Genomic DNA, 15,072 nt, shown 5'->3' with positions numbered 1-15,072 from the left:
AAGTATATACTGAAAAAAAGACTGGCAATTTAAGCGAGGTGGCTTCACTTGAGTTCGATGGATAAAACGATGAAATTCAACTTTCCGGAAGAACCGATGGACGAGAATGTCCGGGAAGTACTAATGTCCGTATACGAAGCATTGCGGGAAAAAGGATACAATCCGATTAATCAGATTGTCGGCTATCTGCTGTCTGGGGACCCAGCTTATATTCCCCGGCATAAAGATGCCAGAAACCTGATCCGCCGCATGGAGCGGGATGAGATTGTGGAGCAACTGGTAAAATTTTATCTGGAACAGAATAAATCATGACTGACATACTAAAGACGATGGGATTGGATGTCGGATCCAAGACGATCGGTGTGGCAATCAGCGATGGACTTGGCTGGACGGCCCAGGGTCTGACTACAATCCATTGGAATGAAGCAGATTTTGAAACAGCAAGGAATGAATTGGAGCAGATCATTCAGCAGCATGATGTACAGAGAGCTGTCATTGGCTTGCCGAAGAATATGAATGGTACAATCGGTCCCAGGGGAGAGGCTTCACAAGTCTTCTCCCAATGGATCAATGAGGAATTCAAGATCGAAACAGTGCTTTGGGACGAGCGTCTGACGACGATGGCAGCTGAACGAGTACTGCTTGAAGCCGACCTCAGCCGTAAGAAACGCAAGAAAGTAATCGATAAGATGGCAGCAGTCATGATTCTGCAGGGCTTTCTGGATTCGAAACAATAAGGAGTGTAGCCATATGGCATTGGAAGAAAAAGAACGTATCATCATCCCGGACGAAAACGGGGAAGAACATTTATTCGAAGTCTTGTTCAATTTTGACGTGGATGAAACAGGACACTCATATATTGCGGTCGTACCGGCTGAACAAGCTGATGCGGACGATGAAGTCGAAGTGTTCGCTTTCCGCTATGAAGAAAAAGGCGATGACAAGGATCTGACATTATTCCAGATCGATACTGAGGAAGAATGGGAAATGGTCGAAGAAATGCTGAATACACTTACTGATGAGGAAGACGGCATCTAATTTGTAATAGGCAGTCCTCTCTTTCCGATAAGGCAGAGAGGATTTTTTCTTGCAGCTTTATCCGCATAAATTGTCGGACGGGTGGAGACCCGCTTGACGTTTGTTGTATAATAAGGCGGATAAAGGAGGAAAGATAGCTTGACTGCCTCGAATGATGATCTTTTTCAACAGAATCGGGACAGAAGAATGGAGGAAGCAAGCGTCGTGCGGAAAATAGTTTTAATGATCATATCCGTAATAATCGTACTTCTATTGATTGGTGCACTCGGAACCTTTATCTACGTGAATGCCAGTATGAAAGCTGTCGATTCAGACAATGATACAACACAGGTTGTCGAAGTTCCTATGGGAGCTACTGCTAGCTCAATCGGTAAATCCCTGGAGGAGCAAGGTCTGATTAAAAATGCTTTCATCTTCAGGCTGTATGTGAAGTTTTCTGGTGAAGCCAACTTCCGCGCGGGGAACTATGAGCTTTCCCCTTCCATGTCCATGCAGCAGGTCGTCGATGAATTGAACGATCCAGAGGCGGGGAATACCCCCTCTGCATCTGCTGCTGTTCCGGAAGGATCCGATATCGAGGAGATCAGCGTTATCCTGTCTGGGTCATTAGGAATAGACCAGCAGGCTTTCCTGGATAAGATGAAAGATGAAGCTTATATCAAACAGCTCATTAGTGAATATCCGGATTTTCTGACGGAGGATATCTTGAATAAAGATATACGTTATCCGCTTGAAGGATACTTATTTGCGGCTACTTATAACTTTACATCCTCAGATGACATCACTGTAGATAAGGTGGTTCATATGATGCTGGATAAGTCTCAGCAGATTATTTCACCATATTTGGATGGATTCAAACAAAAGAAATTGAGCGTGCATGAAGCGTTGACATTCGCTTCGCTTGTCGAGAACGAAGCAAGGAATGAAGATGAGCGGAAAAAGATTGCCGGAATCTTTTATAACCGTCTGGCAGACGATATGAGGCTGCAGACGGATCCTACTGTGCTGTATGCATTAGGAGAGCATAAATCCCGCGTGTATTACAAGGATTTGGAAGTGGATTCACCTTACAATACATATCAAATAAAAGGGCTTCCTGTCGGCCCGATAAGCAACTTCTCAGAGAATGCGCTCGAAGCCGTCGTCCAGCCGGAAGAATCCGATTATTTGTATTTCCTCGCCGGAGACGATGGAGAAATTTATTATGCACGGACATTCGATGAACATGAAGAATTGATTGAGAAGCATATGCACTTGGATGAGTAAGCAGGTAAAGTGAGGAATTAATATGTTACAAGCAATAATGGGTTACTTGGAAGAGCATGTGGAGGCTTCACCTGAATGGGCTAAGAAATTGGAGGAGCTTGCTGCAGAAGACCGTGTACCGATAATGGAGCCGCTTGGGATACAATTTTTGATGCAGCTGATTCGGCTTCATCAGCCAGACAAAATATTGGAAATCGGGACAGCAATCGGCTATTCAGCTCTAATGATGCGTCACGCGAAACCAGATGTCAGCATCGTGACCGTCGAACGTGATGACGTACGTTACGACCAGGCCGTCACCCATATCCAAGCGCAAGGCGCTCAGGATGAAATTTTGATCCTTAAAGGCGATGCATTCGATTTGGAAGAGACAATCAAAGCGCATGCGCCGTACGATTTTGTCTTCATCGATGCAGCCAAAGGGCAATATCAACGTTTCTTCGAAGCTTATAGCGAGATGCTCAGTGAGCGAGGTGTCATTGTCAGTGACAATGTTCTATTCAAAGGGTATGTGGCAGACGATAGTGAAGCTACACCACGCAAAGCTAATATCGCAAAGAAGATCCGAAAATATAACGACTGGTTATTCGAGCATGAAGCGTTCCACACGACGATCCTGCCGGTAGGCGATGGAGTAGCTGTCAGTGTGAAGAAGAAATGAACGAGGCAGTAGGAAGAGGAGTAGGAGCAATGGCAAAGAAACCTATCATTATCGGTGTTGCAGGAGGATCTGGATCAGGGAAGACGTCTGTTACAAGATCCATCTACAAACGGTTTACAGATAAGACAATTCTAGTGATCGAGCAGGACTCGTATTACAAGGATCAATCTCATCTTCCGTTCGAAAAACGTCTCAATACGAACTATGATCATCCATTCGCCTTCGATAATGAACTGCTAATGCAGCATTTACAGGCACTTGGTGAGCAGCAGGCGATAGAGAAGCCGATCTATGATTACAAGATCCATACACGTTCTGAAGAGACAATACCAGTTGAACCGAAGGACGTTATCATTCTGGAAGGAATACTGATCCTCGAGGACGAGCGACTGCGTGATATGATGGATATAAAGGTGTTCGTTGATACAGATGCAGATCTCCGGATCATCCGCCGTTTGCTGCGTGATATTAAGGAACGCGGACGGACAATTGATTCTGTTATCGAGCAGTATGTGAATGTAGTACGTCCGATGCATTTGCAATTCATCGAACCAACAAAGCGGTATGCAGATATTATCATTCCAGAAGGCGGAGAAAACCACGTAGCCATCGATTTGATGTCTGCGAAGATCGAAACGATTCTCTCCGGCCGCACTACATGACTCGTACAGATAAGTATTGAATTTTCGGCAGGAATCTGCCATAGTATGGAATATGCATGAAAACGCTATAGAAGTAAGCAAAGGGAAAGAATCTTTTAGAGCTCAAGGGGTGGTTGAATTGGCTACAGAAAAACAATATTACATGACAAATGAAGGTTTGGCGAAGCTTGAGGAGGAGTTGGAGTATCTAAAAACAACTCGTCGTCAAGAGGTTGTCGAGCGTATTAAAATCGCGCGCGGCTTCGGTGACTTGTCCGAGAACTCCGAATATGATGCGGCAAAAGACGAGCAAGCATTCGTCGAATCCAAAATCGCTACAACAGAAAACATGATCCGCAATGCAGTGATAATCGAAAGTGATACAGATAATCCTGATATGGTTGGAATGGGTAAAACCGTTACCTTCATTGAACTGCCTGACGGGGAAGAGGAAAGCTATACTATCGTCGGAAGTGCAGAAGCAGATCCGTTCGAAGGTAAAATCTCAAACGATTCTCCGATTGCAAAAAGCCTGATTGGCCATGAAGTCGGTGAAGAATTAAGTGTCTCCACACCAGGTGGCGACATCCAAGTCAAAATTACTAAAGTAGAATAGACATAAAACAAAAGCTGCTTCCGAATGATATGGAAGCAGCTTTTGTTATTGAGCCAGATGAATTGACTCTGCAGATGATTTCTCGAACGGGAAAAAGGGTATAAGCTTTTGCAGGATAAAACTTTCTTTGTCGAGTGCCAGCAGAAATGAAAAAACAACTTGTTCTTTCACACTAGTGAAAGACAAACAGCATTCTTCCGGTAAGAAGATTGAGAAGGTCTCGGCTTCCTTGTCGTAGCCGACATACTCGAACGATTCGTGCCCCCAAAGGTTCGTATCCATTCTTGTCACTTTCATCACGTTTATCTTCCTCCTCTTCCACAGGAATCATGATGACTGATCAAAGTAGTCCTACCTGCTTTTCTAATTTATATAGTTAGATATATATGCACAGAATCCTTCCGGTATGTCAAAATTAGAGATGCTTCAACAAAATCATCAAAAGAAAATGAGCTTATAATATGACTTTGGCTTCGCCTCAGTTCATAGTATAATAGAGACCAATGAGGAGGGATGAGCATGGCGGATGATAATCAGGATTTTTCCAGATTGAATAATAGAAACAGACGCAGAAAACCTAGGAAGTGGCTTAGTGTTGTCCTGGCAATTGCTGGTGTCGCCCTAGTCGTCGTGCTGCTCGTAGCAGTTTTAAATGATAAACCGGCAATGGAAAATCAAACAGCTGACGAACAGAATCAAAAATCCATCGCAGAACAACTCCAAGGCAATAATGATTCTAGCAATGGCGAAGATACAGAGCAAGCTGATGAAGAGAAGCAGGATGACGACGAGAAAGAAAAGGAAGACAAAAAAGAAGCTGAACCTTCAGATGATAATGTGAAGGAAGCGTATTCGAAGGACTGGGAGCCGGTAGGCACCGAGCAGTCCGGGACTCATACGACAACCTTTGAAAAAGGCACGCAGGACTGGAATGAAATGATGCAGGCCGTTGGAGGAGCAGTTGGACTGGATCCAGCCTCGATGACAGCTTGGTGGGTAGAGAACAATGGCAATGGCGGTAATGATGTCATTGCAACAGTCTCTGCAACTGATTCAGAAGAGACATTCCGTGTATTTGCAAGCTGGGTGGATGGAAAAGGCTGGCAGGCAACAAAAGTGGAAGTACTGAAAGAAAACGATAGGAAGAGTTAAAGGAGCAGGCAGAATGACAATCGGGATCATTGGAGCAATGGATGAAGAAGTAGCATTACTGAAAGAAACAATGGCAAACAAAAAAGAGGTCATTGCAGCAGGGTATGAAATCACGGAAGGCACACTATCTGACAAACCAGTTGTCCTGCTTAAATCGGGAATCGGAAAAGTGAATGCAGCACTCGCTGCATCTATGCTGATTGAACGATATGCACCGGAAGCAATCATCAACACTGGTTCAGCGGGCGGATTTGCTTCGAATCTGGAAGTAGGGGATATTGTCATCTCTGATTCGGTCGTTCACCATGACGTGGACGTAACAGCATTCGACTATGTTTATGGTCAAGTACCGCAAATGCCGCCAGCTTTCCAGGCAGATCAGGAGCTGGTTCAGCTAGCCAAGAGTGTTATCGATCAATTCCCTGATACGAACGCTGAAATCGGCCTTATTGCGACCGGCGATAGTTTTATGTCTGATCCAGAACGTGTAGCATTTGTCCGGGACAAGTTCCCAGCTATGCTGGCAGCGGAGATGGAGGCTGCTGCAGTGGCTCAGGTTTCGTATCACTACGAAACACCTTTTGTCATTGTACGGGCGTTGTCTGATATTGCAGGCAAGGAATCGTCTGTATCATTTGATGCTTTCCTTGACCAAGCTGCTCGCAATGCAGCGACATTGATCATGAAAATGGTTGAACGATACTAACACTTATGACAGCAATTACCAGGTAATTGCTGTCTTTTTTTGTGTTACAATGTTGCTAGATTGGAAGAGGAGGCGACAAGATGAATAAAAGACAACAGCAGTTGATTGACAAGATTGCAGATTATCGTCGTTTTGCATTGGCGCTTCTGATTCTTGGCAGTTATTTATACATTGGTTCGGTTATCAATGTTTATTTGGCACCTACAGACAAAGCAGATATCCTATTTGCTATGACTGGCGGATGCGTCATTACAAGCATACTGATCTGGTTTGCAATAGAAAGATGGAAAAAACAATTAGAAAGCTAAAAACTCCGGTATAAAACCGGAGTTTTTTTTAATCCCATATATTCTCCCAAGCATAAGCTCCTCCTACAAAAAGCAGGACAAGAAAGGCAGCAATAAGCACGCTGGTGCTTGTTCGCTGCTGATAATGACTGGGTGAGTAGCTGTTCGCATACATATTGGTAACCTCCTTCTTAACAGAATAGTAAGGTATAGCATATGCTTTTATGTGCGATGCTGTCGGTAGTATTCATGGAAAATTTTCATCAGTGCACGTTTTTCGATGCGGGAAACGTAGCTGCGGGAAATATTTAATTTTTTTGCAATTTCACGCTGTGTCATATCTTCTTCGTTATTAAGTCCATAGCGGCTGACTATTACTTCTTTTTCACGTCCATCCAGGATATCAATATATTCCTTTATTTTCTCGACTTCCATATTCAACTGGATATACTCAATGATATCCTCATTGTCTGCTTGGAGAATGTCGATAAGGCTGATTTCGTTACCCTCTTTATCCTGACCTATGGGATCATGCAGGGAAATATCCTTCTTGGTCTTCTTCAAGGCCCGTAGATGCATAAGGATTTCATTTTCGATACACCTAGCTGCGTATGTAGCGAGTTTTGTGCCTTTATCACTCGAATAGCTTTCGATCCCTTTAATCAGTCCGATTGTACCGATGGAAATGAGATCCTCCGAATCTTCGCCAGTGTTTTCGAATTTCTTTACGATGTGAGCAACCAGACGCAGGTTATGTTCAATTAACTTGTTACGGCTTGTTTCATCCCCTTGCTGCATCCTTTCGATATGCAATGCTTCTTCCTCGGGTGGGAGAGGCTGAGGGAATGCATGGTTCTTTACATAGGAAACGAAAAACATCGCTTCCTTTACTAGAAGTCCGATAGCACCAATAATACTCATTTCATTGCACCTCCTGTACACTCTCAAAGATTGCCTATACACTCACTTTATGTGAAGGAGTCTCAGAACGTGTCTGTCCAGAAGAAAAAGAAAAAGTGAATGCCCAAGGGCATTCACTTTGATTTTCGTTGCTGTTTTTGTCTTCGCTTTTCCCTATCGATTGCTTCCTGGTATTGATCCTTCAACGTTCCGTATGGTTTTGCTCCGCGAAGGTGAGCAGCCCTGGATATCAGATGACTTGCGACAGGGGCTGTGAGAAAGATGAACAGAACACCAAGGATTAATTTTCCGCTTATAATTCCGTACTCGGTGTAGTGGAAGATAAAAGCACCGATGAGAATTCCGGCAACACCAAGTGTAGAACCTTTACTCGCTGCGTGAAGCCTTGTATAAATATCAGGGAAGCGCAGAATACCAACAGATGCAGTGAACATGATAAATGTACCGCCTGACAGAAATACGATTACAAGGATATTCAGGATGATTTCAATCGTCTTCTGTATCAATTAAATCACCCTTTTCCAAATAGATTGCAATTGCTACTGTTCCTATAAATAGCAGGATTCCGATCAATAATACGATATCATTGAAGTTAGGTGTAATTAGGATGATAGCAAGCAAGGAAGCGAAAGCCATTATATTTACACCTATGGCATCCAAAGCGACAGCACGGTCAGCATTTGTCGGTCCTTTCATTACACGAATGATTAATAAGAGGATAGAGACACTTAGAGCTATCAGGCAAATGATAGAGACTATCTGAATAATATCAGCAAAATTATTTTGCAGTGCGCTCATCGTGTCACCTCCATGATGTGCTTCTCAAAGCTATTTTTGATGGCATGCACAGCATCTTTCATGTCAACGATATCCATGGCATGAATATAGAGCTCCTTTTTATCAGGTGAAACAGCCATAGTAACAGTACCGGGAGTAAGTGTGATCAGAGTTGCTAATAGGGTAATTTCCCAATCTGTTTTTAATTCTGTCTCGAGTGTAAAGATACCTGGGTTTATATCCAGGCGCCTTGCATAGACAAGTTTTGTGATTTCGAAATTGGAAAGAAAGAGCTCTTTAATAAATATCAGCGCCAACACCAGTATCTTGTATCCCCGCCATAAATAGAACGGACCTTTAAGGAAGCGGCGCAGCAGGAATAATAAGGCGATACCAACGATATAACCAGTTACGAATCCGGCAACACTATATGACTCCCCGAGGAACATCCACATGAAGGCAATCAATAGGTTTATACAGACTTGAAAAGCCATCTAACGCTCCCCCTTCAATACGAGATCGATATATTCCTGTGGATGAAGCAAATAGTCGGCAATTAGCTGAACGGTCGGCAGAATCGCTTCTGCTCCAACACCTAGGAATACTGTGAATAGCATCAAAAATCCAGCTGGTAATAGCCGACGTGTACTGTGACGTGTTTGTTGTGTTTTTGCTTCGCCCTCCCCCCAGAAAATGGAGATAAAAGCTCTAACGATCGAAAGCAATATAAGTAAGCTCGTGAGCAGCATAATGATAACAGTAACTGTTTCGCCTTTTTCGAAGGCACCTCTTACCAAAAGCAGCTTTCCGATGAACCCACTGAATGGCGGAACACCTGCGAGTACAAGACCGGCAAGGAAGAACATCCAGCCAAGGACAGGGTGTGAACGGATCATTCCGCCCATTTTGTTGATGTCCGAAGTGCCGGCTGCTGCTGCAATCGTACCAGCCAGCAAGAATAGCGCTGCCTTTACAATCATATCCTGCAGCAAATAATAGATGCTTCCGCTCAGACCATCATGATTGAAAATCCCGATTCCAACCAGCATGAACCCGATAGCAGGAATGATATTATAAGCAACAATCAATTTGATATTACGGGATGCCAAGGCCCCAATTACGCCGAACAGCATAGTCAGATTTCCGACCCATATGAACAGCTGATCCATAATTTCAGGCTGCTGATGGAAGATGAGCGTAAATGTACGGATGAGGGAATACACACCGACCTTCGTTAAAAGTGCTCCAAATAAAGCTGACACGACTGGGTTTGGAACGATGTAGGAGTGCGGCATCCAGTAATAGAGCGGAAATGCAGCACCCTTGGTCGCAAAGACAAAGAACAGCAGTATGGCAACCGTCGTGATTATGCCTGGCTGATCAGAGGCTGCTGCCCGTTCAGCCAGCTGCGCCATATTCACTGTACCCAGCACAGCATATATGTAGGAAACAGCGGTAACAAATAACATGGAAGAAAACAAATTGATCAGGACGTACTTGATCGATTCACGCAGCTGTACTTTCTTCCCTCCATGTGTAATCAAGGCATAAGATGCCATCAGCAGGACTTCAAAGAATACGAACAGGTTGAACAAATCCCCTGTTACAAAAGCCCCTGATACCCCAGTTACAAGTAAAAATACAAAGGTATAAAAATAGAAGCCTTCCTGTTCCTCCGAAACGGACGCTGGTGCATACCATACGACAGCTAGAAGAATGATGGAAGTGGTCAGAACAAGTAAAGTACTCAAAGGATCCAGTACAAGGATGATACCGTATGGAGCGATCCAATCTCCTGCTTCCAGAACAATACTGCCATCAAGTAGGACTCTGTAAAGGAGCAACCCCATTGTGATCAGATGGACGATTGCAAAGAGCATTGCCAATCGTCTAGTGAGCAGAATCCGGTTTTGGATGAATGCCAGCAGTATACCAGCTAAGAATGGAATCAATATTGGTAAAATAGCAAAATTAGTCATGATCATTACCTCTTAATTCTTCCATATTATCCGTGCCGTTCGTTTTTACTGCCCGATAAGCTAGGACAAGAAGCAGGCTGGTGACACCAAAGCTGATAACGATGGACGTCAGTATCAGTGCTTGCGGCAACGGATCGGTATAATTCTCCGTTCCTTCAGTAAGAACAGGAGCGGCACCACGCTTCAACTTGCCCATCGTCAAGATGAACAGGTGCGCAGCGTGTGACAGAAGGGCAGTCCCGATGATGATTCGGAGGAGCTGCCTCTGCAGCATGTTGTAAACCGCAAATCCGAAGAGGATGCCGGCTAGTACAATCATGATAATTTCCATCAGCGATCCCCTCCTTTTTGACGCAGTTTGATCAGGGAATAGATTCCCAAAGCTGCAATAGCCAGTACAGTGATTTCAAATAATGTATCCAATCCACGGAAATCGACAAGGATGACATTGACGATATTATCGCCGCCTCCCAGTTTGTAGGAATACTTGATAAAGTAATCCGAAATGCTAGGGGAGAGGCGCTGACTGTATGCAGCCAAGCCGACGAACATCATCATAAGGCCGCAAAGAGAAGCGATGATGATATTTGTGATTTTTTTGGACGTTTTCTCTTTTCTTTCTCGTTTCATTTCCGGCAAATGACGGAAGCACAGCAGGAACAAGACGACAGTGATTGTCTCGATACTAAGCTGTGTCAGTGCAAGATCAGGTGCTCGGAACAAGACAAACAAAATGGACAACCCGTATCCTACAACGCCCAAGATGATCACGGCAGTCAGCTTTTTCTGTGATACAGTGCTTCCGAAGGCTGCAGCGATCATGATAAATGCAACGGCCAGCTCTGGCAGGCTTTGAGGAAGCGAGACGGGCGAAGTATCAATATGTCGCAAATCAAAGGAGTTCGTTCCGAACAATATCAGTAAGGTTACAATCGAGATGACACTTATAATGATTGCATTATATTGTCGGATAGAGCCACTTACGATTCGGTCATTCAATCTTTTTGTTTGTTTTTCACTAGCTGACAGAAGCGATGCATAAACGATATTTCCAGATAACTTTCCTGGCAGGATGTTGTATAGAGCCATCCAATATTTCCTGGTGGCATAAAATACAATACCTAATACGACCACGATCAGAGACATGATAAATGGTGGCACAAAACCATGCCAGAAATGGATGGAATGTTCATTCATTGCTTCACCATAAACAGCATTCGCTGCTGGCTGAAGCAAATGACGGCTGAACCAATTCGGGAAGATACTGATCAATAGAACTCCCAAAACGAGCAGGACAGGTGTTGCCAGCATCCCGAATTTCGGATCATGGGCTTTTTCAGCAGTGGCTTTCTCTGCATTCCCCGTAAATGTACGAAAGTAGAAGTACATGCTGTACACAAATGTGAAGATACTGCCTGCAACAGCTGCATAAGGTACGATAGTAGCTAATACAGCTGCAAAGTCTGTTCCGAACGCACGGTCGGCTGTCAAATCCCAGGAGCTTGAAAAGAACTCCTCTTTACTATAAAAACCGTTTAGAATTGGCAGCGGCACACCAGCCATAGAGAAAGATGCCAGTATGCTGATTATTCCTGTAACTGGCATGAGCTTCCAAAGTCCGCCGAGCTTTCGGATATCCCGGGTCCCTGTTTCATGGTCGATAATGCCGACAGCCATGAACAAACTTCCTTTAAATGTTGCGTGATTGAGAATATGGAATATAGCAGCAAAGATGGCTGCTTCTGTTCCGTAGCCGATCATCGCCATAATCATGCCAAGCTGACTGATGGTGGAATAAGCTAATATCCCCTTGAGATCTGTCTGCCTGACTGCCATATAAGACCCCCAGAACAAAGTGACGAGACCGATTATAGATACTGCAATGAAAAATGCTTCGCTTTCTTTAAATACGGGAGTAAAGCGGAGCAAAAGGAATAGACCGGCTTTAACCATTGTAGCGGAATGCAAGTATGCACTAACCGGTGTCGGGGCTTCCATCGCATCTGGCAGCCAGATATGGAATGGAAACTGGGCAGATTTCGTACAGGCAGCCAACAGCAGCAGCACAATAATCATCGGGAACCAATCACTTGCAAGGATAAGGTCTCCCTGTGTCAATATCTCACGGATACTCGCAGACCCCGTAACCAAGTGTAGAAGCACCAATGCACCGAGTAACGAGAATCCACCTAGGAATGTGATCAGCATGGATTTCAGAGCGCCGTCTGTGGAAGCTTTTCTAGTGAACCAGAAACTGATCAAAAGGAAAGAAGATACAGAGGTGAGCTCCCAGAAGGTGTAAAGGGCATAAATGTTATCTGAAGTGACAATGCCGAGCATCGCTCCCATGAACAGAAGCAAATAAACATAGAAGGACCCTAGCCGTTCCTCTCGGTTAAGATAATAGATGGAATAAAAAGCTACAAGAGCACCGATACCGCTAATCAGCAAAGCAAAGAAAAGAGCCAGTCCATCAGTATAGAATGTTAAATCCAGTCCAAGTGACGGTATCCAGCTGTAACGATACAGTGTATCAGTTTCCCCGCTGACAAGCAGAACGAGAAAATATAGGAAGATGGAGAGCGATGTAGCGAACACCGCATATCCGGTATGTATCCTGTATTTGAATTTCGCGAAGAATGGGATGCACATAGCAATTATAAATGGCATCAGAATGGCAACGATCATATTATGGCAGTCCTCCTCTTTGATTTTGGCTCTTAAGAACTTCTTCTATTTTAAATAAGTGCTAAAAAATCCTATACCCAATTGTAAAGTAATTCAACCATACACTGCAACAGACACAGCTCCCTTTCAGAAAGAAAAAAGCCTTGCCGTAGCGGCAAGACTGAGGGAGACGATGTCTAGCTGGTATAACGGATCTTATGCGATAAGCCCCGTGACTGGATTTCTTTCTCTATTAGATGAATAAACTCTTGGCTCAAGTGGAGTTCGTTCGCCTTGTGGTAAGATTCGATCAGCAATTCATCAGACAGATGTTCCATCTTGCATTCCTCCTGATTGGAGATATCTTACTATCTTGCAGATCTTCTGTACGTGGGTTGGGGAGTTGAATAAGTTATTAATAATGTATCACGAAAAAAATAGGGGGACAAGACGATAGTTATCTACATAAAACTGTTCATAACCTGTAGATAAAGTGTTTATAAATATGCAGAATTGATTCATATTGCGGTTGGTTATGTGGACATAGTTATCCACAAGAAGAAGAATGTAGAGATTTGTCGAAAGGTTTTGCTTCTGATTTCTTGCCTATGGCATAAAGAAAGGTCGAAAAAAAGAGGAACAATGAAAGATTTTTTTGAAACCGTAGCAAAAATGTCTTATGATGGGTAAGTAACTGTTGAAGTGTACGAGATCGGAGGAAATCCACAATGCTAAAGAAGTTCTTGCCGAACGAGCATGTGAAAAGCATTTTTGATATAAAGCCAGAGAAATTGAAAGCGCAAGGAATCAAAGGTATCATTACGGATCTGGATAATACCCTTGTTGCATGGGATGTTGCAGATGCTACGCCGGAAGTGACCAATTGGTTCAAGGAAATGCGCGCACATGATATTAAAATTACGATTATATCTAATAATAATGAGCAACGAGTGAAACTGTTTTCTGAACCCTTAGAAATTCCTTTCGTCTATAGCGCAAGAAAGCCGCTGGGACGTGCCTTCAAGCAGGCTGTCAAGCAGATGAACCTCGAGAAGGGCGAGATTGTAATGATTGGTGATCAGCTCCTTACAGATGTATTAGGAGGCAATCTGGCTGGTTTCTATACGATAGTTGTGGTGCCAATCGTCAAAACAGACGGAAAAATCACCAGAATCAATCGGATGATCGAACGACGGATACTCAACTATTTCAGAAGAAAAGGAAAGATCACATGGGAGGAATGAATGTGGAAGAATTGATTTGCCAAGGCTGCGGAGCGCCGATTCAAACAGAAGACGCATCCTTGCCCGGTTATATCCCTGCTTCAGCACTAGGGAAAAATGATGAGGTCATCTGTAAGCGCTGCTTCCGGCTCAAGCATTACAATGAAGTCCAGGATGTTGCAGTGACGGACGATGACTTCTTTACGTTGATCAGCGAAATCAATAACAAAGATGGTATTGTCATTAAACTAGTTGATATATTCGATTTCAACGGGAGTTTCATTTCCAGCATCAAGCGGCTTGTAGGAGACAAACCGATTATCCTTGTTGGGAATAAAGTGGACCTTCTTCCGAAATCGACAAACCACGAACGTGTGAAACAGTGGCTGCGCGGGGCAGCTAAAGAGTATGGTATCCAGGTGGCGGATGTGCATTTGATTTCCGCAAAACGGGGTATCGGAATGGCGGAGCTGGAAGATAGCATCCAGGATTTGCGCGATGGACAAGATGTATACGTGGTCGGCAGTACGAATGTCGGCAAATCTACGTTCATCAATGCTTTGATTAAACATTCTACAGGCATAAATGATGCAATCACCACTTCATATTATCCTGGTACAACACTTGGATTTATTGATATCCCTCTGGATGATACAAGCTCCCTTTACGATACACCGGGAATTGTCAACCGCCAGCAGATTGCGCATTATGTGACGGAAAAAGACTTAAAAACCATCACACCTAATAAAGAAATCAAAGCTCGTATCTTCCAATTGAACGATATGCAGACATTATTTATTGGTGGTTTGGCACGAATCGATTTCGAAAAAGGGGAAAGACAGCCATTTGTCTGCTATTTTTCTAATGCGCTTGTTATCCATCGTACGAAGCTTGAGAATGCGGATGCGCTTTATGAGCGTCAAAAAGGGGAATTGCTCACACCTCCATATAAGGAGCAGCTTGAGAACTTTCCATCTTTCCGAAAATCAACATTCAGGATAAAAGATCAAAAAACGGATATCGTCATTCCAGGACTAGGATGGATAACGCTGTCAGGTGAACCTGCTTCAATTACAGTCCATACACCAGAAGGAGTGCCGGCAACGATCCGCAGATCATTAATCTAAGGGGGAACGAG

22 protein-coding genes are annotated in these 15,072 nt (G+C 43.8%); 12 read left to right on the top strand and 10 right to left on the bottom strand.

What is annotated here, in order from left to right:
* Positions 1-48: 48 nt before the first annotated feature.
* From ACH6C1_RS09985 to greA, 7 genes are all read left to right on the top strand, one after another.
* Complete coding sequence (locus ACH6C1_RS09985; protein WP_038561551.1) at positions 49-312, top strand: IreB family regulatory phosphoprotein; 264 nt, start codon at positions 49-51, stop codon at positions 310-312.
* Positions 309-737, top strand: a complete 429-nt coding sequence (ruvX, locus tag ACH6C1_RS09980) for a Holliday junction resolvase RuvX (protein WP_095222442.1) — start codon at positions 309-311, stop codon at positions 735-737. The genes ACH6C1_RS09985 and ruvX overlap by 4 nt, the downstream gene beginning before the upstream one ends.
* A 13-nt stretch (positions 738-750) precedes the next feature.
* On the top strand, positions 751-1,038 hold the full coding sequence (locus ACH6C1_RS09975) for a DUF1292 domain-containing protein (protein ID WP_095222443.1): 288 nt from the start codon (positions 751-753) through the stop codon (positions 1,036-1,038).
* Between the two features lie 138 nt (positions 1,039-1,176).
* Positions 1,177-2,304 carry an endolytic transglycosylase MltG gene (mltG, locus tag ACH6C1_RS09970; RefSeq protein WP_286160698.1) on the top strand — a complete coding sequence of 376 codons (1,128 nt, stop codon included), beginning with the start codon at positions 1,177-1,179 and terminating at the stop codon, positions 2,302-2,304.
* Between the two features lie 22 nt (positions 2,305-2,326).
* Positions 2,327-2,965, top strand: a complete 639-nt coding sequence (locus tag ACH6C1_RS09965; protein ID WP_374076703.1) for an O-methyltransferase — start codon at positions 2,327-2,329, stop codon at positions 2,963-2,965.
* Between the two features lie 29 nt (positions 2,966-2,994).
* The gene (udk, locus tag ACH6C1_RS09960) at positions 2,995-3,627 is read left to right on the top strand and encodes a uridine kinase (protein ID WP_095222445.1); all 633 of its coding nucleotides are present in this window, start codon (positions 2,995-2,997) and stop codon (positions 3,625-3,627) included.
* 118 nt (positions 3,628-3,745) lie between these two features.
* Positions 3,746-4,222: a transcription elongation factor GreA gene (gene greA / locus ACH6C1_RS09955; RefSeq protein ID WP_095218169.1), complete on the top strand. Its 477-nt coding sequence runs from the start codon at positions 3,746-3,748 to the stop codon at positions 4,220-4,222.
* A gap of 45 nt (positions 4,223-4,267) precedes the next feature.
* Here greA and ACH6C1_RS09950 read toward each other — a convergent pair whose 3' ends face one another.
* Positions 4,268-4,522, bottom strand: a complete 255-nt coding sequence (locus ACH6C1_RS09950) for a hypothetical protein (protein WP_095222446.1) — start codon at positions 4,520-4,522, stop codon at positions 4,268-4,270.
* 219 nt (positions 4,523-4,741) lie between these two features.
* Here ACH6C1_RS09950 and ACH6C1_RS09945 point away from each other — a divergent pair, with 219 nt between their 5' ends.
* The 3 genes from ACH6C1_RS09945 to ACH6C1_RS09935 all read left to right on the top strand — a co-directional run bounded on the left by ACH6C1_RS09945 (position 4,742) and on the right by ACH6C1_RS09935 (position 6,388).
* Positions 4,742-5,374 (top strand): YrrS family protein, encoded by a 633-nt coding sequence (locus ACH6C1_RS09945; RefSeq protein WP_176465687.1) that lies wholly within the window; start codon positions 4,742-4,744, stop codon positions 5,372-5,374.
* A 13-nt stretch (positions 5,375-5,387) separates the two neighbouring features.
* On the top strand, positions 5,388-6,080 hold the full coding sequence (gene mtnN, locus ACH6C1_RS09940; RefSeq protein ID WP_374076700.1) for a 5'-methylthioadenosine/S-adenosylhomocysteine nucleosidase: 693 nt from the start codon (positions 5,388-5,390) through the stop codon (positions 6,078-6,080).
* Between the two features lie 80 nt (positions 6,081-6,160).
* Positions 6,161-6,388 (top strand): YrhC family protein, encoded by a 228-nt coding sequence (locus tag ACH6C1_RS09935; RefSeq protein ID WP_095218166.1) that lies wholly within the window; start codon positions 6,161-6,163, stop codon positions 6,386-6,388.
* 28 nt (positions 6,389-6,416) lie between these two features.
* Here ACH6C1_RS09935 and ACH6C1_RS09930 read toward each other — a convergent pair whose 3' ends face one another.
* From ACH6C1_RS09930 to sda, 9 genes are all read right to left on the bottom strand, one after another.
* Entirely contained in the window at positions 6,417-6,542 is a 126-nt protein-coding gene (locus ACH6C1_RS09930; RefSeq protein ID WP_374076697.1) for a hypothetical protein, read from the bottom strand.
* Positions 6,543-6,589: 47 nt separating this feature from the next.
* Positions 6,590-7,288, bottom strand: coding sequence for an RNA polymerase sporulation sigma factor SigK (sigK, locus tag ACH6C1_RS09925; RefSeq protein WP_095222449.1), 699 nt, complete (start codon positions 7,286-7,288; stop codon positions 6,590-6,592).
* Positions 7,289-7,401: 113 nt separating this feature from the next.
* Entirely contained in the window at positions 7,402-7,794 is a 393-nt protein-coding gene (mnhG, locus tag ACH6C1_RS09920; RefSeq protein WP_374076695.1) for a monovalent cation/H(+) antiporter subunit G, read from the bottom strand.
* On the bottom strand, positions 7,775-8,086 hold the full coding sequence (locus tag ACH6C1_RS09915) for a monovalent cation/H+ antiporter complex subunit F (RefSeq protein ID WP_366247208.1): 312 nt from the start codon (positions 8,084-8,086) through the stop codon (positions 7,775-7,777). Before ACH6C1_RS09915 ends, mnhG begins: the two co-directional genes overlap by 20 nt.
* Positions 8,083-8,559: a Na+/H+ antiporter subunit E gene (locus ACH6C1_RS09910; protein ID WP_374076693.1), complete on the bottom strand. Its 477-nt coding sequence runs from the start codon at positions 8,557-8,559 to the stop codon at positions 8,083-8,085. Before ACH6C1_RS09910 ends, ACH6C1_RS09915 begins: the two co-directional genes overlap by 4 nt.
* Complete coding sequence (locus ACH6C1_RS09905) at positions 8,560-10,044, bottom strand: Na+/H+ antiporter subunit D (RefSeq protein WP_374076691.1); 1,485 nt, start codon at positions 10,042-10,044, stop codon at positions 8,560-8,562. It abuts the gene before it with no gap.
* Positions 10,037-10,375, bottom strand: coding sequence for a Na(+)/H(+) antiporter subunit C (locus ACH6C1_RS09900; protein WP_374076689.1), 339 nt, complete (start codon positions 10,373-10,375; stop codon positions 10,037-10,039). Before ACH6C1_RS09900 ends, ACH6C1_RS09905 begins: the two co-directional genes overlap by 8 nt.
* Positions 10,375-12,732, bottom strand: coding sequence for a hydrogen gas-evolving membrane-bound hydrogenase subunit E (gene mbhE, locus ACH6C1_RS09895; protein ID WP_374076687.1), 2,358 nt, complete (start codon positions 12,730-12,732; stop codon positions 10,375-10,377). Before mbhE ends, ACH6C1_RS09900 begins: the two co-directional genes overlap by 1 nt.
* Positions 12,733-12,908: 176 nt before the next feature.
* The gene (sda, locus tag ACH6C1_RS09890) at positions 12,909-13,049 is read right to left on the bottom strand and encodes a sporulation histidine kinase inhibitor Sda (RefSeq protein WP_038561505.1); all 141 of its coding nucleotides are present in this window, start codon (positions 13,047-13,049) and stop codon (positions 12,909-12,911) included.
* A 390-nt stretch (positions 13,050-13,439) separates the two neighbouring features.
* On the opposite strand from sda, the gene ACH6C1_RS09885 reads away from it, so the two are divergent.
* Both ACH6C1_RS09885 and yqeH read left to right on the top strand, forming a co-directional pair.
* On the top strand, positions 13,440-13,955 hold the full coding sequence (locus ACH6C1_RS09885; protein ID WP_374076685.1) for a YqeG family HAD IIIA-type phosphatase: 516 nt from the start codon (positions 13,440-13,442) through the stop codon (positions 13,953-13,955).
* Positions 13,956-13,957: 2 nt separating this feature from the next.
* A complete protein-coding gene (yqeH, locus tag ACH6C1_RS09880; RefSeq protein ID WP_374076683.1) occupies positions 13,958-15,061 on the top strand; it encodes a ribosome biogenesis GTPase YqeH in 1,104 nt (367 codons plus the stop codon).
* Positions 15,062-15,072 lie beyond the last annotated feature (11 nt).

It is taken from the genome of Terribacillus sp. JSM ZJ617 (assembly GCF_044383785.1).
Taxonomy (GTDB): Bacteria; Bacillota; Bacilli; order Bacillales; family Amphibacillaceae; genus Terribacillus.
This window is presented reverse-complemented; position numbering and strand designations above follow the sequence as displayed.